12 protein-coding genes are annotated in these 24,827 nt (G+C 60.2%); 10 read left to right on the top strand and 2 right to left on the bottom strand.

The annotated features are described in order from the left end of the window. Window positions 1-56: 56 nt before the first annotated feature. Both GC127_RS05680 and GC127_RS05685 read right to left on the bottom strand, forming a co-directional pair. Window positions 57-1,577, bottom strand: a complete 1,521-nt coding sequence (locus tag GC127_RS05680) for a histidine ammonia-lyase (protein ID WP_254700009.1) — start codon at window positions 1,575-1,577, stop codon at window positions 57-59. Between the two features lie 58 nt (window positions 1,578-1,635). Further along, window positions 1,636-2,514 carry a glycine betaine ABC transporter substrate-binding protein gene (locus GC127_RS05685; protein ID WP_151976952.1) on the bottom strand — a complete coding sequence of 293 codons (879 nt, stop codon included), beginning with the start codon at window positions 2,512-2,514 and terminating at the stop codon, window positions 1,636-1,638. Between the two features lie 330 nt (window positions 2,515-2,844). On the opposite strand from GC127_RS05685, the gene GC127_RS05690 reads away from it, so the two are divergent. The 10 genes from GC127_RS05690 (at window position 2,845) to GC127_RS05735 (ending at window position 24,690) form a co-directional block, all read left to right on the top strand. Next, window positions 2,845-3,360, top strand: coding sequence for a MarR family winged helix-turn-helix transcriptional regulator (locus tag GC127_RS05690; RefSeq protein ID WP_151976954.1), 516 nt, complete (start codon window positions 2,845-2,847; stop codon window positions 3,358-3,360). Continuing rightward, on the top strand, window positions 3,357-4,268 hold the full coding sequence (locus GC127_RS05695; protein WP_008283122.1) for a DMT family transporter: 912 nt from the start codon (window positions 3,357-3,359) through the stop codon (window positions 4,266-4,268). Before GC127_RS05690 ends, GC127_RS05695 begins: the two co-directional genes overlap by 4 nt. A gap of 826 nt (window positions 4,269-5,094) precedes the next feature. After that, a complete protein-coding gene (locus GC127_RS05700) occupies window positions 5,095-6,177 on the top strand; it encodes a hypothetical protein (protein ID WP_254700011.1) in 1,083 nt (360 codons plus the stop codon). Then, complete coding sequence (locus GC127_RS05705) at window positions 6,174-7,478, top strand: hypothetical protein (RefSeq protein WP_151976958.1); 1,305 nt, start codon at window positions 6,174-6,176, stop codon at window positions 7,476-7,478. Before GC127_RS05700 ends, GC127_RS05705 begins: the two co-directional genes overlap by 4 nt. Then, window positions 7,475-11,308: a hypothetical protein gene (locus GC127_RS05710; RefSeq protein WP_151976960.1), complete on the top strand. Its 3,834-nt coding sequence runs from the start codon at window positions 7,475-7,477 to the stop codon at window positions 11,306-11,308. The genes GC127_RS05705 and GC127_RS05710 overlap by 4 nt, the downstream gene beginning before the upstream one ends. After that, window positions 11,305-12,645 (top strand): hypothetical protein, encoded by a 1,341-nt coding sequence (locus GC127_RS05715; protein WP_151976962.1) that lies wholly within the window; start codon window positions 11,305-11,307, stop codon window positions 12,643-12,645. The genes GC127_RS05710 and GC127_RS05715 overlap by 4 nt, the downstream gene beginning before the upstream one ends. Next, window positions 12,642-14,681, top strand: coding sequence for a hypothetical protein (locus GC127_RS05720; protein WP_151976964.1), 2,040 nt, complete (start codon window positions 12,642-12,644; stop codon window positions 14,679-14,681). Before GC127_RS05715 ends, GC127_RS05720 begins: the two co-directional genes overlap by 4 nt. 18 nt (window positions 14,682-14,699) lie before the next feature. Continuing rightward, window positions 14,700-17,495 (top strand): leucine-rich repeat domain-containing protein, encoded by a 2,796-nt coding sequence (locus GC127_RS05725; protein WP_151976966.1) that lies wholly within the window; start codon window positions 14,700-14,702, stop codon window positions 17,493-17,495. Window positions 17,496-17,531: 36 nt separating this feature from the next. Beyond that, on the top strand, window positions 17,532-23,972 hold the full coding sequence (locus GC127_RS05730; protein WP_254700013.1) for an RHS repeat-associated core domain-containing protein: 6,441 nt from the start codon (window positions 17,532-17,534) through the stop codon (window positions 23,970-23,972). A 61-nt stretch (window positions 23,973-24,033) separates the two neighbouring features. Beyond that, entirely contained in the window at window positions 24,034-24,690 is a 657-nt protein-coding gene (locus GC127_RS05735; RefSeq protein WP_151976968.1) for a hypothetical protein, read from the top strand. Window positions 24,691-24,827: the final 137 nt, after the last annotated feature.

Genomic DNA, 24,827 nt, shown 5'->3' on the forward strand with positions numbered 1-24,827 from the left:
GTACAAATGCTCTAAAAAAGCGGTTCCGATCCGGTCAAGGTTGTAGGGCCACCAATTCACGAAAGCTGTTCCTCTAGTTCAGTGAGGATCGGGCCTAACCTTTGTTGCTGGATCGCCTCGGCCAGAGCGACAATATCAGGACTGGCTGCACGGTCTTGGGTCAATGGCGCAACACGCGCCCTTACTGCTTGCTGGATCGCTGCCGTACCTTGCCCCAAAGTTATGCCTGTTCGCAAATCAACCGCTTGCGCCGCAACCATCAATTCGATCCCGACAAGATAGCGCAGGTTCTCCACGATGGCCGAGAATTTCTCAACGCCGGGCATCAACAAAGATGCGTAATCCTCGACCCGATCCGCAACGGGGATCGCGGCAAATGGCATCGGCATCGCCTGTTGCCCAATCGTTGCGACCAGCGCGGAAACGGTTTTCTGCACTGTTGCGAAACCGTTGGAACCGCCCACGTCAGGTGCCATAAACCGCGGTAAATCAGACATTTCGGCGGACATCATCTTCATGATCCGCTCGCCCGTCATCGCGGCAAGACGCGCGAGGGCCAGTGCCATTGTATCAAAGGAAAGGGCCACATGGGTCGGATCAAAATTCCCGTTGGGCAATACGAGATCAAGCGCCGTATTGACCGCAGGATTGTCGTCGCTGGTCGCCAGTTCCAAGGCAACGGCGTCGCGGGCGTGGCAAATTGTGGATTGCACCGCACCGAAAACCGAACTCACACAACGCAGCGATAAAGGGTCTTGCAGCCGCCGCTGTGCTTTGGGCTGCATCAGATTGCCGCCTTCGAGTAAGAACAATAGGCTTTCGGCAATTGTGCCCTGATACGGGGCTGGTCGCAGCGCCGTCGCTGCGGGTGCGAGTGGCGCGATACTGGCGCGAAACCCTTCATAGCTTAATGCCACTGCGGCCACTTGCGCGGCAAAGACACGCTGAACATCCGCGATGGCAAGCGCGGCAAGCCCAAGGGCGGCTGAATTCGATGACACCAGCGCAAGCCCGTCTTTGACACCAAATTTCGGCAGCTCTAGTCCGGCCTCACGAAAGGCGGTACGCCCGTCTGTCAGGCTACCATCAGCGCGGATAACAGTGCCTCTACCGGTCAGAACTTCTGCGATATGGGCCATCGGGGCCAAATCTGCCTCTCCGACAGATCCAAGCATCGGAACGCGGGGCACAATGCGGTGATTGAGCATCCCTGCCAATGCAGCGGCCACAGCGTAGGACATTCCAGAATGACCAACGCAGACACGCGACAAACGCGTGGCGATCATGGCGCGGGTTTCGACCTCGGTGGCGATACGACCTACCCCAACGGCCCGCGCCCTTGGAATCAAATGCTGGTCATCGCCCGTGCGCACCTTCATGACCGTATCCACGGCCGCGCCAAGACCTGTACTTACGCCGTAAATCGCTTGGCCACTGGCCGCATGCTCTTGCAAGCATGAATAGCTTGCTGCGATTGTTTTGGCGGCCTCGGGGGAAATACTTATCGGTGTGAAGTCATGAGCGATCTTGAAAATCGTGCGCGCCGACACTCCCCGAGAGTCGATATTGATTATCATGAAAAGGGTCCGATCAGTTAGAAACGCAAGGCAGGATCATACCTGCCTTGCACGCTCCTTAGTCAATAATGCCGACGGATTTCAGGAAATCCTGTGCCACATCGCGCGCTTCTTCACGCCCGACCTCTACCCGCTTGTTCAGGGTCCGCATGATGTCATTGTCCAGCTGATCAGAGACGCGATTCAGCATCTCCTCGGCCCCCGGAAACTCTTCAAGCGCGTCTTTGCGAACGACGGGTGCCACGAAATACGGCGGGAAAAGCCCTTTGTCGTCTTCCATTACGACATAGTCTTCAGCTGCAATCTGCCAATCAGTCGCAAACCCGTTGTTCACGTCAATCTGACCCGCAGCCAAGGCATCGTACCGCAGCCCAAGTTTTGCAAACATGCGGAATTCACGAAACTCGGCCCCGTAGACGTCTCGCAGGCCGACGAGCCCGTCGGCACGGTCAGGAAATTCCGGCCCTCCGCCAATGGACAGCTCTGGCGCTGCAACGCCTAGGTCGGACAGTGTTTTGAGGTTGTATTTCTCAGCGGTTTCCCGGCGCACCAACATGGCATAGCCGTTGTTGATATGGGCAGGCTCCAGCCACTTTAGATCCAATTCTGTATCATAGTAGCTTTTCACCGTATCATACACGACCTGTGCGTCAGAAGACATCTCGCCTTTGACAACCGCAGACAGGGCCGTGCCGGTGTACTCGGGATACATGTCGATATCCCCACCCGTGAGCGCCGCATGGGCAATCAGCGTACCCCCAAGATTGATCTTGCGCTCAACCGGAATATCAATGCTTTCCAGCGCAGCGGCATAGATTTCACCAAGAATGAATTGTTCGGTGAAGTTCTTGGTGCCAACGACAAAATTATCTGCTTGCGCCCCTTGCCCAATGAACAGCGCCGCGGATGTTGCCAGAGTTGTCACAAGATTTTTCATTGGAGATTTCCCTGTTCGGATCGAAGGCAAGCTCTTTGGCCCCTTCGAAGGTTACCTTTGGATCAAGAGTATGCGCCCACGCCCAGGCTGCTGGAATTTACAGCTAAGTCTTTCATGAAGGATCTGACTCTTACTTTTATGTATGGACATAAATGTATTTAAGGCAAGCATAAAATGGCGCTGGCGATTTTACCTCATCGCCCAAGTGATGTCGCGAATGGTGCAAGGGGGCAGGCAAGACCGATGGCACCCGTAAGCCATGCAGGTCGCTTGACACAGCGCCGTTTAATTATATATGCATGATGCATACATATAAAGCAGAGACTCACCATGGACAGACTAGCAAACCTGCTCAACGCAGCAGCCACGGCCATCTCGGATGCTCAGGCGATGTCGATGGCACGGCATGCGGATCTAAAACCATCAACCTCAGGTGCGATTCTGACCTTGGGCCAGCATTCCGCACTTACTCTGTCGGAACTTGCGCGGATTATCGGGCTTAGCCATTCGGCGACAGTAAGGCTGATTGATGGCTTGGCGGACAAGGGACTGGCACGGCGCGGCGATGGGCAGGACCGGCGCGAAGTTGCGATTTCGCTGACCATTGAAGGTCTTAGGCTTTATGCGGATCTGCGAAAGGCGCAGAGCGAGATACTGATTCCGTTGACCGAGGGACTTACTCCCATGGAACGGGCAACGCTGGAGGTCGCACTTTCCCGTATCCTCGCCGCCTTGACGAAAAGCCGCCAAAGTGCGGATCACATTTGCCGCTTCTGTGACGAAGGGGTCTGCGGGCAGGATGATTGCCCCGTCGAAATTCAGGCCGTTGCGCTGTCACGCGCATGACCGACGCCATAAGCCATCCTGTCCCGTCACGCTCGGTTGCCGTGGCGGCGATGCTCTGCTCAGCGGCGTGCTGGGGGGGCGCGACCGTCATGACCAAAGGGGCGCTTGATGCTTTCGATCCCTTCATCTTGCTGGTCATACAATTGGTGGCCAGTGTTGCCGCGCTTTGGACTGCTGTTCTTCTTTCTTCCACGTCTCTTTTGGCCTTTCGACCGATGGTGCGGGCTGGCTCCACGGGCGTTCTTGAACCCGGATTAGCCTATGCCGTCGGTGTTCCGGGCCTTGCCCTGACCACGGCGGGCAATGCCTCGGTCATCGCAGCCCTCGAGCCCGTGTTCATTTTTCTCGGCGCATGGCTTTTGTTCCGGACCCGGCCAACCCTCAGGGCGATCGTGGCGATCGTCACCGCAGTCATCGGCGTGACACTTGTATCCCTGACCGATCCTGCAGGTCTTGGGGGCGGGTCGGTTTTGGGCGATGGCTTGGTCCTCTTCGGCACAGCGCTTGCGGCTGCCTATGTTCTGGCGTCCAGCAAGCTTGCCGTGACGATGCCTGCGGTCCTTCTGACTGCGTTGCAGCAAACCGCTGGCCTTGGGCTGGTCGTAATCCTGAGCGCATTTGCGTTGTTTGCGGGTTGGCAGTCGCTTCCAGCGTCGGTGACTTTGCCCGCGTTGGGCCTCGCCATCTTGTCGGGCCTGATCCAGTACGCCCTCGCCTTCTGGCTTTACATTGTAGGACTGAAAGGGATTGCACCGGGGCTGGCGGGCATGTTCCTGACGACAACACCCATCTTCGGTGTCTTTGGCGGCATTGTCTTCCTGGGTGAGCGCCTTGTGCTGAGCCAGTTGCTGGGCATGACGCTTGTAATTGTGTCGCTTGTTGCCTTGCTCAGATCCCGTGGTGGCTGATGATCACAACAGGTCTGTACGCAGTTTTCGTCGTTCCGCTACGCCCCAGCGGGTTTCCCCGCCGGACCTGAGGGTGCCCGCCCTCAGAACGGGATATCGCCGAAACGGTCAACCAACTCGGGGTTTTCGGCCCACAAGCAAAGGTATAGAACCTCGGATACATGTGCATCCTGTCTTCGGTTGTGCAAAGTGAAGGGTAGCTTCAGACAACCTGCGCTGCCCCACATCCAACAGCGTCAGCATGATCAGGCACTGCACCTTTTCAGTGGGGCGCTCTAAGTTGCGTCTCAACACGACAGTCTGGCTAGATGCCTCTGGGTGCCAGACTGCCGGATAAAATCCACCTCGGTATGCCGTCGCTTCACGCGCTTAAGCGAAACATCGTTTCCGGGTGAACAGGGTCTCTTTCGGTTCACGACGATCCCTCCTGAACTTTCCAGTTTCAGAATAGTCCCGACACACAAACTGAGGCGGAACAGATTAGGGGCAACGCGACGAATTTAAGCGTCTGAAAGATAACCGTGATTATCTCGTTTCGGCGTCACGCGCTCGGTCCACGGGTACAGCTCGCGTTTGGCACGAATCATCTCTGAGTGGAGCGTGCCCGCATATAACACTTCTTTAGCTTGTGCGAATCGAGGTCAAATACTATCCTAGGTTGATACGATTTTTTTGATGACTTCCGGTTTTTTTGGGAAACTGCGCTTTCACAATGAACCTCTTACTTTGACAGTGTGAATTTTGCAGTCCCATGCCGGATGCGGGCACGGGGTCGATGTCACAAAAAATGATGCAGAGACTGACGGCCAGAAGGGCCGTTTGCGCGATGTTGGTGCTTCCCGCGATGATGCTGACCACAATGGGGCCAGAGCGGGTGGCGGCGCAGTCTTTTTGCGGGCCGACGATCACCGCATGTGATCTCCAGCAGGATCAACTCTGCCTCGAACGGGTGCTGGCCTGCGGAGAATACGACACTATCATCGCAACGCTCTTTGCCGAGGATGTGGCCCCGACGCTGGACCAGAAATTCGCGCTTGGTGCCGCGTATTTCGGTAATCACGTACGGGCAAGGGCGACGGGGCTCCAATGTCGGGCCGTCGTGAAAGGGCGTGAATGGCTGCGCGATTACCTCGGTACGGTGGACACAGAGTTCCGGCAAAGCGCAAGTTTCGGGACCTTGGCGCAGATGCGCCAGATCTATCAGGCAACGCAGATGCTTGGCGAGCTAGACCAGGTGGGCGGCTGTCCGGAAAGCGCGCTGACCCGGGCAAGGGTGCAGGCCATCGCAGCGGCAGAGGCGACGCAGTTTGCGAGGGCTATTTTCCTGACGCCGCCCGATGCGGTGGCCGATGTGATGGGCACGCTCAACATCGCGCTGCGGACCTTCGTCTCCCAAGCCTCGGATCTTGAGACAGGGATCGCGCTGCGCCGGATCGAGATCGAGGCGGCGGGCCGGGTGCTGGGCAGTGTGCGCGGCCTTTTCGATGAGGTGTTCGGCGGTGTGTCGGGCGAAGGTGCGGCGCTGCGCGTAGATAGCGTGGTACTGGATCAGCTCCTGGCTGATGGCCGCGCAAGGCTGCGCCGCGTGGAAAACCGTGAGGATGCCTTTCGGGTGGCGCTTGGGGGTTTCAGGCCTGCGGATTACGCCGAGGTCAGGACCGAGACGGTCCGCAAGGCGCAGGGGTTCCTAAAGGAATCGGCGTTTCATATCAATATGATCGGCGTGCTGATGCCGACCGATCCGGCACGGCCGTTCCCGCAGCTTGAGGGCGTTTTGGGCGCGGACAGCCCGGCCAATGCGGCGCGCGAGGCGCTGTCGGATATTCGGCTGGATTGGCGGTCGCTGGGGGATGCGAATGGCAACTGCGCGCTGCCTAATGCCGCGGAACGCGTGTGGTACTGCCGATGAGACAGCTCTTGTGGATCACGCTCGTGATATGCCTGTCGGGGCCAGCAGAGGCGCAGAACGCGGTGCTGGACCGTGCCTATGGCATCAGCAAGCTCGACGGATTCTGGCGGGCAACGTTGGGTAGCGAAGCGCCTGACCTTGCCGCGTTCGAGATGTTCGAAATTGTGGCAGCTGTGCCTGAACCGGTGCGCGAGCCGGCAGTTGATTTCGGCGTGCCGATCATCGGCGAAGTGGTAGGAGAGACCGCCCCCGGCACGGATGGCCAAGGGGCCAGACTGGCCTTTCCGGTCATCCCCCTAACCGAGGAAGAGGCCGGGCCGCTGATGCGGCGGCTGGCCTGGGCAGAGCTTTACCTGACGCGTGTGGGTTACTACGCCGAGGATCAAGAAGACCCGTCAGAGATGGTCGCGGCGCTGGCCGCGAGGCAAAAGGCTGCGGCGCTCGAGGCCTATCTGATCACCGCGCGGCTTTACTTTGCAGCGCCGGACCTGACGGAGAAATGCACAAGGCTTACGCGCATGGCGGCGCTTGAGGACAGCGCGCTTGAGACGAGCGTGGAGATTACACCGGCTGAGGGCTGGGCCGCGCTGCAACCGTTGAAAGCAGCGGCGGCGGAGCGGCTGGGGGGATCGGCGCTCTCCGATCTGGTCTGCGCGTTCGAGCCGGTGCGGGGGCGGGCCGAAACCGTGCGGCTGATCGAGGTCCGGGTAAGGGAGCGGATCGCGCTGGAGGCGCGGGCAAAGGTAGAGGACAGCCTGACACTGCTCAACGCGGCAGCGGAAGAATTCCAAAGCCTCGTCACCGCGATGGACGTAGAGATCCTGACAGCGGAGATCCTCGAATTGGAGCGCGTTTTCGGCAATGCGGCAGCGAATATCCGTTTGGTGCAGAACGACCAGCTGAAGGCTGAAAAGACCATTGCAGAGCTGGAAGCAGTGGATCTTTCCGCGTTGAACCAGCCGGGTGAGATGTCGGAATACCAAGCGGCACAGGGTCAGATGGTTGCGATGGTGGCACTCATGGACGGGGTGCTGACAGAGCTGGCGGCGCTGGCCGAACTGCTGCCAGATGACGGGCTGGCGGAATGCCGGGGGCTTGGGTCGGTCTATGATGGGCTGGATATGAACCGCGACTCCTTTGTCCTGTCGAGCGAAATCGAAGGACCCTACGTCGCCTGCCTCGCGCGCGCACGGGCGCTGGTAGAGGCGGGCACCTCCCCAAGTCTTGAGACAGAATTGATGGCCGAACTGGCCCGCCATGTCGGCCAGATCAGCGCCAATTTGCTGGAGGAATTGCAATGATCCGGCACTTTTCCTTGATCCTTGTGCTGGCTCTTGCCGCCGCCCTGCCGGGGCGGGGGGCAGAGGCGCAGCAATGCCTCGACGTGTCGGCGGAGGAGGCGCAGTTGCACGCCGCCGAGCTGGTCACGTTGCTGCAGATCGCCACGTTCCGGGGCGACCTGAAATACATGTCGGACGTAGCGCCAGAGTTGGAATCCTATCTTGATAGCTGCGGGTCCGATCCAGGCGGGCGGCTGGCGCAGGTCTGTGGCTTTGACTGCCATCTGCAACTGGCGCGCTACCGGCTCTTTCTGGCCTCTGACCTGCCATTTCTCTCCACCGCAGGTGTTCTGAGCCGCGACAGCACGCTGCTGTCGCCGCAGAGCGCGCAACAACATGCAGAAGACGGGATTGCGGTGGCCGAACGGGGGCTGAAACTGCTTGCCCGGCAACAAGGAAGCGCCGAGGCAGATGATGCGTTTCGCACCTATACACGGCAGCTTGTGGGGCTGAGCAGCGTCAAGATCAGGCTGCGCATGACTGTGGGCGACACCTGGTATCAGACGATGAGTGAGGCGCGCGTCAAATCGTTGGGTTTTGCCGTCAGCGAGGCGTTAGAGGTGATCCCGGGTGCCGCGCTGGAAGATCAGCCAAACCTGCACAAAGCGCACACGCAATATGAGTTCGCGCTCTGGACCCTGATCGAGACCAAGACCGACATCCCGGCAGAACAGACCTATGATGATCTGCGTGCTGATCTCACGATCCTCGAAGGCGAGTTGCAGGCAAGAATGGAGAGCCTGAGACGGGGGATGATCTTTCTCAATATCGATCCGGTGGCGTTCACCACGATCCCCTTCGAGGAACTGCAACAGGCGCTCGACCGGACAAAACGCGATCTGGAGGCGGTCGAGGCGCGGATGGAGGCCATTGTGCGCGAATGGTCGGCGGCGTCCGAGGGGCAGGCGACACGCGCCATTGATGAGCGCCGCGTGGTGCGGGGGCAAAAGATCAATCTTCTCGCGCATCAGATCGGCAAACTGGAAACCGAGGCGCAGATCCTGACCGGCGAAGTGCAGCAAGAGATAAGTGCGCTGGACGCAGAGCTAGACACCTTCAGCCGACGGCAACAGATCAGAAATCTCGAGATCGCGCTGTCCACCAAGATCGCGGAATTCGAGAACCGCCGCCAGCAATTGCAGGAACGCCAGGCGCTCGACCTTATCGCGATTACCAAGGAAGCAGAGATCGAGCGGCGAGCGGAACTACGTTGGCTGCTGAGTTTCGAGATGACGCGGATGAACCTTGATCTGCAGGTATCGTCGCTGGAAAGCCAGATTGGGGAATATGACCGGCAACTGGCGCGCAATCGGACGCAGTTGGAAACGCTGGTGCGGCAGCGGGCGATTCTGGAAACGCGGATTGTCGATGCTCAGAGTTCCATCGAGGGCGCAAAGCAGCGGATCGACCGGATCGACGTAACACAGGTGGACGTGCACGCGCTGCGGCGGAATGTGATCCGAGAGGACATTTGCGGCGTTGAAAACCAGCTTGCCCTTATCGGCGAGACGCTGGACACGCCTTTTGCCCCCGCTCTGCCGGGCGAGGAACCCTGCGACGTGGTCAGCCCATCTTTCACTCGTGTGGAATACCAAGACACGATGTGCGGCACTGACAGCGAGCCGGGACTGCGCGCCAAGCTGAACGATGCAAGAATCCTTGGCCGAGCCTTCATACTGAAATGTGTGATCGGCGACCCTGTGGAACTGGCCGAGCTTGAGCCGATGGCCGAGGCCTCGACCCTGATCGACAGCGGGCTGAGCCTTGAGGATGAACTGGGCGCCGTCTCTTGCAACGGCTTTTCGCAAACCGAGGTGGATTTTGCCAAGGGCATCTATGACGCGGAAAAGGCGCTGTTGGAGAAGCAGCGGGTCGGGCTGGAACAGCAGCGCGACAAGGTGAATGAGCAGCTTGATTTCGTGACGGGCTGGGCGAGTGATTTTCAGAACACAATTTTGGGTCTGCAGACTGGGTTGGCCGTCGTGCAGGGTGCCTATGCGGCGCTGGCTGCGGTGCCGGAAACCACGGTTGCCGCTGCGGGTATGGCAAGCGGCGTCTACACCACGATCACGGTGGACAAGCCCGCCTATGCGGTGATGGAAGCGGCGCGCGTGGCACTCAATACCGCGCTGGCATTCGGCAAGATCAACATCCAGACCGAAAGTCAGGTCCGTGCCTTTGCCACGCAGCTGGCCAATATCCGCGAGGCCAATGAGCGGATTGATTTCGAGAAAGCGGTCAAGGCGCTGGCGCTTCATCGGGCGCATTTCCAGTTGGCCGGGAAACGGGCCGAGGGGCTGCAGGCGATTAAAGAGCTTGAGCTGCAGGGATCGATGGCTGCGGTGGATTGCGACAACGCGCAGCTTGGCATTGATGAACAGGTCGCAAGGCTCAAGGCGCAGCACACCCGGATGTTGGCGACGATGGAGTTGCAGGCAGAGGAAAACGCGCTTCTGGATTTTGATCGGTTGCAGCAAGAAGGGCTCATCGAGCGGTATTTCAACGAGATCGCCATCCTGCAGCTTGAGCTTGAAAAGCTGGCGCTGAACGAGGCGCAGCTGACCGAGGATAACGCGCAGCTTGGCGCGCTGGTGGACGCTGCTCAGGGACGGATCGAGCGGATCGAGATGACCCGCGCAACGGTCGAAGGGTTGGCCGAGGAAAGCCAGCAAGTGACCACCGTGATTGACGAGCTGCGGCAAAGACAGGCCGATCAGCAGTTGGCGATTTCCAACTCGGAACTGGCCTTTGTCGAGGCGCGCATTCGTGGCGAAGAGGGCAATACCGAGCAATTGGTGAGCGCGCTTGAAGGCTCCATCGAGCTGGTGGGCCAGCGGGCAGAGCTCAAGACGCAGATCGAGCAGGTGCAGGCGGATATGCTGGTGCAGGTGGCCGCGCAGCGCGAGGAGATGGTCAACCTTGCCAGTGAGATCGACGACCCGGACGAGCGGCGGCAGCTTTTCATCGCGAGTCAAGAAACACTAAGCGAGCTTTTGCGCGGGATCCCGGATTACATTTCGGCCAAACGCACCAGCCTGACCACGGCGAACCGGCTGCTGCACCTGATGCGGCAACGGTATTCCCTGGTGTTGGGCATCACCGGCCGGCGCGATGATTATCCGCTGACCTACGTCAAGGATGCGGCGCAATTGACGGCGCTGGTCTCGGAAATCGAGGGGCAGAGGTTCTTTGACGAAACCGAAATTCCAATCGAGGTGGCGCGCGTGGTGGTGCCGTCGCAATCGGGCTTCATCAAGAAACTGGCGCTCGACGAGGAAGTGACCTTTGAAATCTCGCCCTTCGCGGGCAGTGACGACGCGATGCGCGAGGCCGGGTTCTTTGTCATCTGGGACGAAAAGTTTCGCGAGCGCAAAACGATGACGCTGATCGATGTGCTGATCGGGGCGCAGTACACCTGCACTGGGGCCCAGTGGAATACCTACACGCTGAGCCATCTTGGGTCCGGCACGGTGTTCCGGCCGCTGGCCGAAGGATCGCCAGTGACGGTGCCGGAACGGATCATCGGGCCGAGCAGGGGTGGGCAGCACACCTTCTACAATATGGCCGCAAACGAGGCCGATCTGAACCGGGTACTGAGCTATTGGCAGTTCAACCGCTTTGCGGCGCGGAAATTCCCCCGCATGCCCGGGCCGCCCAACGATCAGGACGCGATTCTGCCATTCCTCGGCGCGCCGGTTTACGGAACCTACAAGCTGGCCGTGAACCCATCCGATTGCCCGTTTGAAGGCGCGGTTTTCACCCTTCTCTTCCTGTTTGCGAGCACGCCATGAGCCGATTTGTCTTTCTGACGGCGCTGGCCGTTTTGATCGCGGCCCCAGGTGCCGAGGCACGGGATACGGCGCGCAATTCTATCGAAGGTTACGTGATCGAACGCGCCGTCATCCGCGCGCCGAACTGCGAGGGCCCTGCGTTTGACGATGTGCGGATCGAGGCGTTTGAAAAAGGCGTCTGCCAGTTCCATCAGCCCGCCCGTTCGGCCGAACAGCTGGACCGTGTCTTGAAACTCCTCAACCGGGCGCAGGTGCAGGGGCTTCCGGTGGTGCATCAGCAACTGGCGGGGTTCCTGACCGGGCTGGGGCACTGCGCGACTGCAGAACGCCACCTCGAGACTTTTCGTGGATCAGGCAATGCTGACCTGACCGCGCGGGACAATTTCTGCGCCGCGAGGATGCAGAGTCAGGCAGAGCTGAACGCCATCCGGTGGGACTTTGCCCTCTTTGACTATGCCGAGGACCTGGGCGTGCCGAATACGCTCGACACGCGGCTGGGCGAAATGGCTTCGTGTTATTCCGGTGTCCTTGCCCCCGGGTTCGACGCGGAATGTGGGCTGATCACCAATATCACCGAAACCGAGCTGAACGTTTTTGTCGACGAAGCCACCGACGCTGTCGTCCAGACCTATTTCACCGGCGTTGAAAGCCCCATCACGGCCATGTTCCAACGCAAGCGCGAGCGTGCAGAGGGCGTGCTCGCTATGGCGGGCGCGTCGATCCAGGGTCTCAAGGACGGCGCAGCCGCAGTGAACGCGGAATATACCGCCTACCACAGCGCTTACGAGACAGAGCGCGATGCCAAGATGACGCCGATTTACGAGAATTACCGCGAAAGCATCCTGCGGGCGACGGCCATCCTCGACGAGTTCAACCGCTGGAAAGAAGGGCTCTTCATGACCAGCGACAACGTCAACCTGTTGCCAAAGATCGTGGAACGGGGCGTGGAACTGACAGAGGAGCTGGCCCGCGTCGAGACCGATGACTATGCGGCCCGGGCGGGCAAACTGGTGGATGATGTGCGCGCGGTGGTGCAGTCCGAGGCAGAGCACCGGGCGCTGATCGGCCAGCTTTGCCGGGTGTATTTCTGCGAACTTGCCAGCCGCCGTCGGATGATCGCGACGCAGCATGTCTGCCGCCAGCCCGCTCTGACCAATAACCCGATCTGCCTGAATGCGCAGGGGCAGATGAAGGGTGGCGATTTGCAGGTGAACTTTGACGGCGAGCAGAGAATCGGAGTTGCCGATTTCTGCCGCGCTGCGGGGATTGATGATGTGTTCCTGACGGTGGGCCTCTCGCCCGCGACGGCGCTGACCTGTATGGGCCAGATGCCATGAGGAGGGGGGTGCTCATCTCGCTGATCTGCCTTGCGGCAGGTGCCGCGCGGGCAGAGGAACCCGCGCTGGCGCGGTATGTGACCGACGACAATGTGGATGTTTACGTGGCGCTTTTTGGCGGTCAGGCGGTGGAACTTGCAGGTTGCGCAAGCGAGGGCGCAGTGAGGGCGCTGATCGAGATGCCGAATGACCGGCCCATTTCAGACCGAACGCAGGTCGATCTGACGGACAGCGCGGCACTTGGCGCACATCCCGCTATTCCCTGCAACCCGCCACCTTTGGCCGAGGCCGCATGGCCCGGTAGCGTGCCGATTTGGGCCGATCTGACGGCAAACGGGCGGTATCTGCTGGCCGCGCCGAACGGGGCGGGGTTCTACGCGGTGGATGCGAAATGCGAGGCGATCAAGACCGCCTTGAGCATTCGCGAACGCGCGCAAGGTGCGGGGTTTCAGGGCTTTGGCCAGCCTGATCCGCTGGAGCTTCGTTTGACAATCAATTGCGGGCCCGGGGCGGAGGCGCAGGGCCCGGTGATCCCCGATGCCGACAGCGGTGCAGAGGGCTGGACCTTGCATAGTGCAGAGCTTTTCATGAGCGAGGCGGGGCTGCCCGATACGCTCTTGATTGCCAGCGCTCCGATGGGCGAGGGACGGGGATATCTGCCGATCCGGCGGCTCGACGGGGTCGAGATTGCGCCCCTGTTCCTTGAAGGTGGCGCAAGACTGGAGGCCGCAAAGGCCGCATTGCGTATGCTCTTTGCCGTACCCGAGGAGGACGTGGTGTCGCCCTTGGGTTTCGAGGAACTGGAGGCGGTGCAATCGGCGCTCTTTGCTGACATCTGCACGCGGAATTGCGATGGATATGATCACAGCCATGGTTTCTTTGCCCTGCCGGGGATCGACGTTGCGCTGAGCTTTGAGGGCGTGGAACAGACGCCTGCCGCGCTCGATATTCTGGGGCGGGACCTGTCGGGTCTGCGTTTTGCTGACGGGCGGGCGCTCTGGCTACAGGGCTGTGCGGCGGTGGCCAGTGCCTTGGGCATCGTGCCGGGCGAGGGCGATTGGAAATCCATGGCTCGGGCGGCGCACTTGGGGGCCGGCCAAGCGGCGGCGATGCGTTGTAACGCGGCGCGTGCGGCGACCTGCATAAGGGTGATCGGGCCGGGCCTGCCGCTGGTGCCGGAAGTCTTCCATGCCAGCGGTTCCTGCGCTGGCAAGACGCGACTCATCGTGCATCTGCCTGAGGCCGTGACAGCAACAGCGCCGCTCATGATCGACGCAGAGCGGGGCTTTGCTGAGGTCGAGATTGTCCCGATGCCCGGGCTTGAACGGGCCATATTGACGGTTCCCGCAGGTGCCTCTGGCGCGGCGTCGCCCTGTCTTTTGTCCTCGCCCCGCGTGATGATCCATAGCCGAGGCGATCTCAGGCTGATGCTGCGCGACGTAACTCTTCGGCGGCGTCTGGAAGAGGTGCCGCAAGAGGCGATCGGGCTGCATTCCGATGGCGGCACTCTGGTCACCGATGGGGTGATTATGGTGGCCGATGGCGATGCCGGGCTGCCGCCGGAACGGGGCATTTCACTCTGTTCTGGCGCATATTATGCGCGGGCGACGCGGGTTCAGGCAGGCACCATCGCGGTGCAAGGGTCCAACAGTCGGCTGGCGATCAGTGGGGCGCCGGGGGCACCCACAACGCTCGGATCGGCGCGGTATGCGATTTCAGCCTCTGCCGGGGCGGAAATGATCCTGAGCAATGTAACGCTGACTGGCCGGGTGGGCGCGTCGCTTTTCAACGCGACCCTCGACGCCACGAACCTGCGGCTGGTCAGCACCGATGCGCAAAGCGGGTCATCTACAGCGCTGCAGTTTCGCGGCGCTTCAGAGGCGCAGCTGATGCAATCGACCGCGCAGGGATTTGCCTGTGTTGGCACATTTTGGACTGCAGGCAGCGCCGCCATCTTCACCCTGCCCGGTAACAATCTGACCGCGGATAACACCCGGCCCTCCTGCGGGGCGGGAACCGTCCAGATACTTGAATAAAATGAAGGGATTAGACCCATGACGCTTCGCTTTCTTGCCCCTCTATTTCTCGTTTTGGCGCTGGCCCTTCCCGCAAAGGCGCAAGAGGTCAGCGTGGTGCTGGTCACTGACATTTTGGGCGACCGGCTGCATTACCCGGTGGTGATTTCTGAAGGCCGGGGATATCGGGTGCGCTGCGAAAGCCAGTCCGACGAAGAGACGATGATTGCCGCGTTGGGGTTCCTGATCCCGTCCAGTCAGATCATTGATCCGACCGATCAGAGCATCGTTGATGCGGCCCCGGCGGAGAACCCGCTACTTTGCCCAAGCTCAGAGAATTACCCGATCACGGTCTTTGCCGCGAACACGTCGCAGGGGCTGATCCATTACCTGCAATTCAAGGCTGATATCGGCAGTGAGGCGGCCCATGACCGGATCTATATCCCCGGCTGTGCGGCCTTGGTAGAGGCACTGAATCTTGACCTTTCCAATGCCACTCCGGGCGACCCCACCCTGTTTTTCGCAGGCCGGATCCACGAGATTGCGTGCCGCCCGGGGGCCGCCCCCATCGAAACGGCGCCCCAGACCTTTGCCGCTTGGTGCACCAAAGGAGACCTGACGCCGGAAGAGGAAGCGACAATGCGCGCGATCCTCAATGGCACCCCGGGCGGGCCGGGCGCACTGGGCAATACGGTGGCCTGCAGGCAGGCACAGGACTTCCTCACCGCGGTGACAAGCCGCAACCTCGACAATAGCGGAGCGCAGTCGCTGGCACCGCTGGCGACACTGTCGCATCTGAACTCGCTGTCGCTTGCGGGCAACCAGATTTCGGATGTCTCGCCACTGGCAGGGCTGACCGCGTTGCAGTTCCTGGATCTCAGCGACAACCGGATTGCCAATGTGGCCGCACTGGCCACCTTGGTGAACCTAACCTCGCTTGATCTGGGTGGAAACACTATCAGCGACTTGCGGCCGATTTCGTCGCTGCCGCTGCTGCAACAACTGTCCTTGCCCGGTAATGTGCCGGACACCATCGCCCCTCTGCAATTTCTGACCCAGCTGACAGAGCTGGATTTGGCGCGAAACGAGCTGACCTCGGATGACATCGGCGTGCTGGTTGGTCTGTCGCAGCTCACGTTACTCGACCTTTCCAACAACGAAATCGACGATTTCAGCGAACTGGCCAATTTTGGAAGCGAGGTGGAATTCAAGCTCGCGGGCAATCCAGCCTCCACCGGTGGCCCCACGGATTTCATCACCTTTTGCGTGCAGTTGCGCGATGAGCCCACCCAGACCGGCGCCACGATCCGCGCGATGATCGAAGTCACCGGGCAAAGCACCTGTTCGGGGGCGGCAACCGTACTTAATTCCTCGAATGCGCTGACGATCACCGGCAAGACCCTGTCAGAGCTTGGACCACTCGCGACCCTCAGCCATCTGACATCGTTGAACCTTGCCGACAACACGATCACCGATGTCTCGGCACTGGCCGCGCTGACGCAGATCATCACGCTTGATTTATCGAATAACGCGATCATCGATGTGCGGCCCCTGGCCGCGCTGGAGCGGCTGACCACTCTGCGCATGGCGGGCAATCCGGTGACCTTCGGCGACTACCTGTCGGCCTGCATCCTGCGCAACGAACCGGAAACGCTGAGTGAGGCGCATCGCACTGAGGTTGGCGCGCTTTTGAGCATATCACAGACGCAAACCTGCAGGTCATCAGAAAGCCGGCTAAAGACCATGTCGACAATCAACCTGCGCGACCGCGGGCTGACCACGCTGGATTACATCCGGGTGGCTGAAAGCGCGACGAACGTTCTGCTGGACAACAACCCCGTTGGCGAAGTGAGCAACCTGCGGTTCCTGCAACGGCTGCAATTTGTCGATGCCTCGAATACCGGGCTCGAGGATGACGACAGCCTGATCAACCTGCGCGCGCTGCGGAACCTCGACATTTCTTCGAACCCGATTGCTGAACTTTGGGCTCTGCGCAACATGCCAGAGTTGCAATCCGTCAATTTCCGCGACACCCAGGTCCGCGACATCCGCGTTCTGGACGAATTGCCAAGCCTGCAAACCGCGACGATGTGGAACGCGCCGGTCGTGATGAATTCGATGCTGACCTATTGCCTCGTGCACAGGTTTCAGATCGGGATGCTGGGCGATGCAAGGCGTACGGTGGACGCGATCATGGCGGTGGCCGAGGGCGCGGGCCAGAGCAGCCAGAATTGCCGGGGCGTCAACGAATGGGCGCGCAGCGTCACATCGTTGAACCTCAATGCCAAGCAGATCAGCAACGTGGCTCCTATCGCCGGGATGCCGGAACTGACCAGTCTGCTTCTGTATGACAACAACATCAGGGATGTGCAGCCGATGCGGCAGTTGCGCAAGCTCAAAACCCTGAACCTGAGCAAGAACCAGCTTGGCACCATTCCAATCGTCTTTTCACAGGATCTCGAACACCTCTATGTGACGGAAAACCAGATCGCGAACCCAAGCGCGGTCAGCCGGTATTCCAAACTCAAAAGCCTCAACCTGCGCAAGAACCGCCTGACCGTGACCAGCGGAATTTCCGGGCTGCCGCAGCTGTCCTTTCTCGATTTGCGGGACAACAAGATCGCGCAACTCAATCAGATCACCCCGTTGCTCAGCAAGAACCCCTACATCAAGGGTAACCCGGTTTGCGGGTTGCAGAACACTGTTCCGATCTTGGTGATCTGCCAGCGAGAGCCACAATTCATTCTCAATTCGAATCTGGTCGATCCCAACGTGGTGATCCGACGCGACTTCTTACAGCCGGTGCCGATCATCATCACACCGTCAAACCCCTGATTGTCGATCCTACGTCCCAACCGAAAGGACCTTGTCATGACACGATTTTACACAGCGTTTCCTGTCGCCGCCATGCTCGCGGTCCTACCTGTGGGCGGGTTCGCCGCCGATGACAAATCCGCCTCTTCGGTGATCCAGCTGCCATCTGCGGGCGGCACGGTTAGCCAAGAGGAGGGGGCGTTCCAGCTCAACGCCAACACTGGGTCGGCCAACTTTTCGCTGCCGCTGCCAGAGCTGCCGCAGCGCGGCAAGTTCGGTCCGGGCCTCTTTCTGAGCTACAACCAGTTCGCGGGGGACAGCGGGTCGGGGCTGGGCGTGGGATGGTCCTTTACCGCGTCTTCGGTGATCGTGAACCAGGATTTCGGCACCGCCATACCGGGCAGGAAGCCGGATGGCGATTTCTTTCACCGGCTGAGCTTTCAGGGCGCGCGGCTGGTCTATCTGGGCGAGATAGAAGGTTTGCCGAGCTATCGCCCGGAAGTGGCCGAAGAACAGATGGTGTTCGTGCGCCACGATATGCCGTTCGAGGTGGTCGTGCTGAACCGTACCGGTGAGCAAGAGGTAATAACGATCCCAGCCGGGTTCGAGCTGCGCATGGCGGATGGCAGCCGGATGTATTTCTCTGGTGCCGAGGGTGTAGCCGAGGGCAATTTCGCAACGGCCGAGCCCACGATCACCCGCTGGCCGCTGGTGATGAGCGTCAACACCAACCGTGACGCAGTGCGCTATGAATATGAAAAGCACGGAGAACGGTCCTACCTGACCGGGGTGGCCTTTGCCGGGGGGCAAAGCCGTTATGATTTCGATCTGATCGACACGCGCGCCAGCCTTGTCAGCCATATCGCCGGAGTGCGCCAGCAGAACCCCAAGCTCTACGGCAAAGTGACGGCAAGTTTCGCAGGTGATGTCTATGACCAGTGGTGCATGGCCTTTATCGGCCGGTCGCTGAATGACAATACCGAATTCACCGTGCGCACCCATCCCGATTGTCAGGCCATGGCCGAATCCGACCTTGCGGGCGAGATCGACCCCAATTCGGTCAATGTTCTAGACCAGCTGCGCGCGGTCTATCGCTTTGGCAACACCGGCGGCTCTGCGCTTGGCGATGATACGCTGCGCTACCCCGATCTGCGGTTTGACTATTCAAGCTGGACGGCGGCAGAGTTGGCCGAGCGGGAGCTTGTCTTTCCCGCGCCAAACCTGGCTTTTGCGGGGGATATTTCGCCGCAAAACTTGGAACTTGCCGATCTGAACATGGATGCGCTGCTTGACGTGGTGCAGACCAGCGACACCGAAGTGACCCGGGTGCACTTGGGTGAAGGGGCTCTGGAATCGGCCTTTGAGACGTCTATCCCACTGAAGCTGACGCGCACGACAGCCTCTGGCCTGACGCGCGAGATCACGCCGAGGCTGGTTGAGAACCGGTTCCATTTCGCTGACATCACCGGTGACACCTATGCCGATATTCTAGAGGTCGAGGACGGTCTGCTGCATGTCTTTAACGGCAACGCGGTCGGGGATTTCCCCTATATCGGGCGGGCGATTCCGCTGGACGGGATTTCACCGTCGCTGTTCTCGGACGGCAATGGCCGCTTTGTGGATGTGAACCTTGATGGTCTAAGCGACATTGTCGCGACGCGGCTTGATGCCAATGGCCGGACCGAGGCGCTGATTTACCTCAACCTTACCCGACGCCAGCCAGACGGGGGCCATGCGATCAATTTCGCTCGGGTGTCCAAGGTGCTGCCGATGGACAGCCAAGATGGGGGCCTCTTGAGCCGCCAGTCGACCCGGCTGACGGATGTGAACGGTGATCGATTGCCCGATCTGGTGACGATCAACGTCGCTGATCAGGGGTTTTGCATCTACGAGAACCAGGGCAACATTTTCAGCCGCGAGGCGGGTGCGCTGCTCTGGGGGGATATGCGCTTGAATGACCCAAAATGCGGGGCAGGGCGGTTCACCGCGATAAGGGGTATGAGCCCGTCCGACAACGTGCAGTCGATGTGGTACGTGGATGCCAATGGCGATGGGGTGCGCGACTTTGCCTCGATGGGCAGCCGCACCGACGAGATTCAGATTTGGCTGGGCTTTGGCGATGGCTCTTTTGCGGATGAAAGCCTGCGGCTGTCGTTGAATGCTCGGGTGCAGGTGGGCAATGCGCCCAATTCCTTCCGCTCGCGCGTGGCTGATCTGGATGCCGACGGGCAGGCGGAAATCATCGTGTTCCAACAGGCGAGTGGACCAGAGATTGCGCCGGTCGTGGTGATTGATTTCAATCGCACCACAGAGATTCAACTGGTCAAGGCCAACCTGCTGACAGTGGTGAGTTTCGAGAGCGGGCGGCGGCACGACATCCGCTATGCAACCTCCACTGACGAGATGCTGCGCGACCGCGCGGCGGGGCGCGAAACCGCGACGCTGCACTTTCCGGTGGTGGTGGCAAAACAGATGGTCACCTCTGAAGGCGTGGCAAACGCGGCGCGGCGTGATGTGCAGGTCGAGGAATACTTCTACCACAAGCCCTTCTATGACGTGATCAACCGCCGCTTCATCGGCTTTTCCGAGGTCGAGCGCGTCATCTATGGCGACGAATTCGTGGGCGGGGCAGATACCCAGAAATCTTCGATCGCGTTCGAGCAATATTACGCCTTTGCCGATGTGACAGCCGACCTTCACCTTGCTGGCAAGCTGCGTATCCGGCAGACCTACGCGGTCGATGCCGATCCGGTGCTGCTTGCTGCAGCTGCCGGGTCCGCGTCGCTCGATCCGAATGCGGCGGGGCTGCATTCGCTGTCCACCGCGACACGGGCCCAGAAATTGCCGACGCCCGGCGCGATGCTGTCCTGTGAAAGCAATACATGGCAGACAGCGCCTACTGGGATTGCCAATGTCAGCTGGCTGCGCAAGACCGAGGAAAGGCTGACCGCTGCGGCGGGGCCACAGCACGTGCAAGAGCCAAGCGACACGGAATGCGTGAACCCGGTCAAGACGCGCATCTTCGCGGAATTCGACGAATTCAACTATGCGGGCCGCGAAACCGAAACCGTGGTCGAACTGACCGGCCCAGAGGGCCAGGTCATGCCCGGTTATGCGCGGGTGACGGAAACCGATTACTCAGAGGCGCGCGCCACTTTGGCACCGCTTGGCATTGTCAACGCCGCATCGGCGCGGCGAACCGTGGCAGGCACGCGCCTTCTGTCGCGGGAACGCTTTGCCTACCTGCCGGAAAATGGGGGGCGGCTGGGAATGCGGGCGATCGACGTATTCTCCAGTCTGGCAGATGTTCCGCCAGAGATTGCCGACTGGCACAGCGCCACCCATACGCTGCTCAAGAACATGGCCTATGACAGGTTCGGCAACGTCGTGGAAATGTCCGACAATCTGTCGAAAATCGAAAGCGTGACCTTTGACGAAACCGGCACCTTGCCAACGGCGCATACCAAGTTCCACGGCTCAGACGACAGCCGCAATCAGGTTACCACGATGGCCTATGATGATGGGATTGCCGGGCGGTTGTCTGGGCAAACCACGCCACTGGGCATGGAAATCAACTACGACTACGACGCGCTGGGCCGCAAGCTGCGCGAACTAAGCGCGGATGGGTCGGAAAAGCGCTATGCCTACCGCTTTGGCCTGAACGGCGCGCCATCCATGATCCTGACCTCGCTGCGGCGTTACCCCTCCGCCGCCGACACGCCGGAGGGCGAAAGCGAATTCGTGCGCTCGTTGGCTGCGTTCAACGCACGGGGCAATCAGCTGGCCGAGATGGAGGATGTGGCTGAGGGCGGTGTTCGGATGTTCAAGTACTCGGAGTTCAACCGCAATGAGCTGCTGACCTTCCGCTGGACACCTTACATGACAGAAACCGTGCCGGATGTTGAGGCAGCCTTTGCCTCGGGTCAGGTGCCGGAACCCGAACGCCGTCACGGCAATGCCTATCGCTATGACGGGCTGGGCCGGATGATCGAGGAAACGCATCCGTCAGGCAAATTTTCCACCCAGAGCTATGCGCCTTGGGGCATGACGACAATCACCACCTACGAAGACCAGCACGGCGGCTCCATGTCGGTTGAAGAGCACCGGCTGGTCAATGATGTTGGCGTCCACGCAGTGATGATCGGCGATGCAAGTGGCACCTCGCTTGTAACCCGGTTCGACCGCGACGGCTTTGGCTATCTGACTGCAATCCGGCTCGCGGGCGAAGAGGCGCCGCGGCAGTTCCGTTTCAACTCTGTCGGGGATATGGAATTCCAGCAAATCCCGGGGCTGGGTACGCATTACTACTTCTACGATGAGCGCGGCAGACAATGGTCCAAGGCGCGGATAGCCGAAGATGGCACCACCGATGTGATCGCCTTTGAGTACGACCTTCTGAACCGCAAGCTGCTCGAGACGGTGAATGGCGAGGACCGCATCCGATACGCCTATGATGTGACCGAGACGTTGCAGGTTGCGGCGGCCTTCGAAACGCCGATCCCGCTGCCTCTGGGCAAACACACCCGGATTGAGGTCATCGACCCTAACGGGCGGCATGACAGCATCCAGCGCTTTGGCTGGGATGCCAATGGCCGCATGGTCCAGAACGAGATCGAGATCGCGGGCGAGGTGTTTGCTGAAAGCTTTCACCAGACGCTCGACGGGCGGATCAATCGGGCGACGGGGCCGGGTGGTCTCGGCTATGACTTTGCCCTCGGGCCAGACCGGAACCTGCGGCGGGTTGCGATCACCCATCCCGATTTCAGCGGGCCCGAAACGGTGATCGAGGACATCACCTACAACCCCGAAAGCCGGATTGACCAGATTGCCTACCGCGCTGGGGCCGTGACCGAGCTGACCTATAACCGCGAAACGCTCTTTCTCGAAGAAATCGTGACGCGGACAGGTGACGGCACGGCGTTGCAGGACATCTCGATGACCTTCAACGGGAATGGTTCGATCACCGAGATCGTGGACCGTCTGGCGGCTGGGCCTGCGCCCGCACATGGCCATGTCGACCGGTCGGGCACTTTCCACTACGACTTTCGCAACCAACTGGTGCGGTACCTGCGCTACGGCGAGGACGCGGCGTTTGAATACACCGATGCCGGTGCCTTTTCGCGGAATGACGAAATGGCTGCGGGGGAAACATTGGTGCCGCCCTCGGATGCCGATACGGACCTGATCCCAGTTGGTGCCTCTGCTGCGCCCTACAGCTTTGACGGCTTTGGTCAGCTGGCCGCGAGCCCCAAGGTAACGGCAACGGTCTTCGATGCCTATGGGCGGCTGATCCGGGCGCAGACCTTGGAACATGACGTGTTCTTTGGCTACGACCAAACCGGGCGGAGAACGTACAAGGACGTAGTGCCGCTCGACGATGCGGGTGCCGCAGAGCTTTACCTCTTTCCCACCGAAACTTTCCATCGCGGGCCGAAAGGGGACGAGAGCTTTGTCAATATCGGCTCTACCCGCTTGGTGCGGATGGAACACGGGACGGGGCGCTGGTTCTACTATCTCAAGGACCATCTGGATTCCTCGGATTACGTGATGACAAGTGCTGGTGTGCCGGTCGAACAGATGCTCTACCGCGCCTATGGCACAGAGCATCAGCCCCAAATTCTGTCATCCGATTGGGCCAGCCATGAGGAGGCTGTCGCCGACGAGAAGCCGCGTGAAAAGACGCATCACCGCTTTACCGGCAAATATCTCGATGATGCGACGGGGCTCTATTACTACGGGGCGCGCTACTACGATCCGGCGCTGGGGCGCTTCATCTCGCCTGACCCGCTCTATCTTAGCGACCCCGAGCGCTGTGTAGGCAACACCATCGCCTGCACTCTCTTTGCCTATGCCAACAACAACCCGATGTCGTTCATTGATCCCACAGGGCTAGAAGGCATCGTGCAGGGGGATGAGGCCTATAGGCGGCAGGTCGAGGAAAGTCTGCAACGCGTTGATCCCACTGCGCGGGTGGATATGGAGACTGGCGAGATCAGCCAAAGCTGGCTGCACGGGCTTTGGCTCGACATCAAAAGCTTCTTTACCGGTGAGACCAATTTTGACACCGGGCGAGAGCTTGTCAGCCGGATCGTGGAGGATCCGCAGACCACCACAATCAGCTTTCAGGCCAATGCGGCTGGGGGGGCGCGGGCGGATGGTCAGCCCTTCACGTCGAGCACGCCGGGTGATATCAACCTTGTCTATGACCCATCCTACCTGCCGGCGTTGCCAGAATATGACGCGTCAACCGGCACATTGTCCTACGAGACGCCGGATCCGGGCGTGGTTTTGGGCCATGAGCTGATCCACGCCACTCATGGGATGCGCGGCGATGTCGGATCGGCAATCGTGAACTACACTGGTCTGGACGGGTCGCCGCAAAGTGCATGGCACGAGGAGATCCGCACCACAGGTGTAGGTGGCGTGAACAGCCCTGACGACATCACCGAAAACGACCTGCGCGAGATGCTTGGGATCAACCCGCGCAACCACTACTAGCAGGCAAAGCGCCGAATGAGAGGAGCGGCGGCTGTGCCGCTCCCGGGAAAGGAGTTAGACAATGTCGAGAACCTCAACCAAAGGCCGAAATTGGGCTGCGGCGGCGCTGATCGGCGCGGCGGCGCTTGGACCTAGCACAGGAGAAATGGCCATGGCGACCCCGCTTGCCGAACCATTGGACATCCCTGCGGAATTCCTGTCGGAAATCGACGGTGCTCCGGATTGGCTGCGCGGTGCGATGGCGGGCCTCGGGGCACCTGAGGGCTGGTCAATGACCCGCGACGCCATCGTCGTGAGCGAGGTTGAGGCGCTGCGCGCCCTCAACCGCATCCGTGCCTTTCGCCAAGCAGTCAGAGGCGGCACCGGGGCGATCTGGCTGTCACTGCCGGTCGCCAACGAGATGGGCGAAATACGTGACTGTGTGACGCCTTGGGCAACGCAACTGATCCCCGACCTCGATGCCAATGATTTCGGCCAGAGCTTTGCCCTGTCGATGCTGCGCACCGATGAACCCGAGGCCTGCCTGATCGACGTGGGCACGGATGATCCTTGGGCAGGCTCAGACCGCACCGCTTTGCGCGGCTATTTCGATGATGCAGGTGACCTTATGGTCGAGCATATAAGCCTTAACGAAGACGCGGTGTTCGTCCGCGCCCTGATCGAGGCAGGTTATCTTGTCACCAAAGGTAGCGTGTCCGGACGGCTGCGCGTGGAATAGCGCGCGGGCGAGCGGGCAAAACCTATTGTCCGTGATGGTAGGGTAAGGTTGTCGATACCGAAACGGCCTTGCGGCGTCACGGTCCCGGCCAGAAGGCTGGTTATAGGCCGCTCGCCCAGACGAGCAGATCCGCGGGT

Source organism: Roseovarius sp. EC-HK134, from assembly GCF_902498815.1.
Lineage (GTDB): Bacteria > Pseudomonadota > Alphaproteobacteria > Rhodobacterales > Rhodobacteraceae > Roseovarius > Roseovarius mucosus_A.

Excerpts from the sequence above, each read along its gene's own strand:
- GC127_RS05680 (WP_254700009.1), bottom strand. The coding sequence starts at position 1,577 with ATGATAATCAATATCGACTCTCGGGGAGTGTCGGCGCGCACGATTTTC.
- GC127_RS05685 (WP_151976952.1), bottom strand. The coding sequence starts at position 2,514 with ATGAAAAATCTTGTGACAACTCTGGCAACATCCGCGGCGCTGTTCATT.
- GC127_RS05690 (WP_151976954.1), top strand. The coding sequence starts at position 2,845 with ATGGACAGACTAGCAAACCTGCTCAACGCAGCAGCCACGGCCATCTCG.
- GC127_RS05695 (WP_008283122.1), top strand. The coding sequence starts at position 3,357 with ATGACCGACGCCATAAGCCATCCTGTCCCGTCACGCTCGGTTGCCGTG.
- GC127_RS05700 (WP_254700011.1), top strand. The coding sequence starts at position 5,095 with ATGTTGGTGCTTCCCGCGATGATGCTGACCACAATGGGGCCAGAGCGG.
- GC127_RS05705 (WP_151976958.1), top strand. The coding sequence starts at position 6,174 with ATGAGACAGCTCTTGTGGATCACGCTCGTGATATGCCTGTCGGGGCCA.
- GC127_RS05710 (WP_151976960.1), top strand. The coding sequence starts at position 7,475 with ATGATCCGGCACTTTTCCTTGATCCTTGTGCTGGCTCTTGCCGCCGCC.
- GC127_RS05715 (WP_151976962.1), top strand. The coding sequence starts at position 11,305 with ATGAGCCGATTTGTCTTTCTGACGGCGCTGGCCGTTTTGATCGCGGCC.
- GC127_RS05720 (WP_151976964.1), top strand. The coding sequence starts at position 12,642 with ATGAGGAGGGGGGTGCTCATCTCGCTGATCTGCCTTGCGGCAGGTGCC.
- GC127_RS05725 (WP_151976966.1), top strand. The coding sequence starts at position 14,700 with ATGACGCTTCGCTTTCTTGCCCCTCTATTTCTCGTTTTGGCGCTGGCC.
- GC127_RS05730 (WP_254700013.1), top strand. The coding sequence starts at position 17,532 with ATGACACGATTTTACACAGCGTTTCCTGTCGCCGCCATGCTCGCGGTC.
- GC127_RS05735 (WP_151976968.1), top strand. The coding sequence starts at position 24,034 with ATGTCGAGAACCTCAACCAAAGGCCGAAATTGGGCTGCGGCGGCGCTG.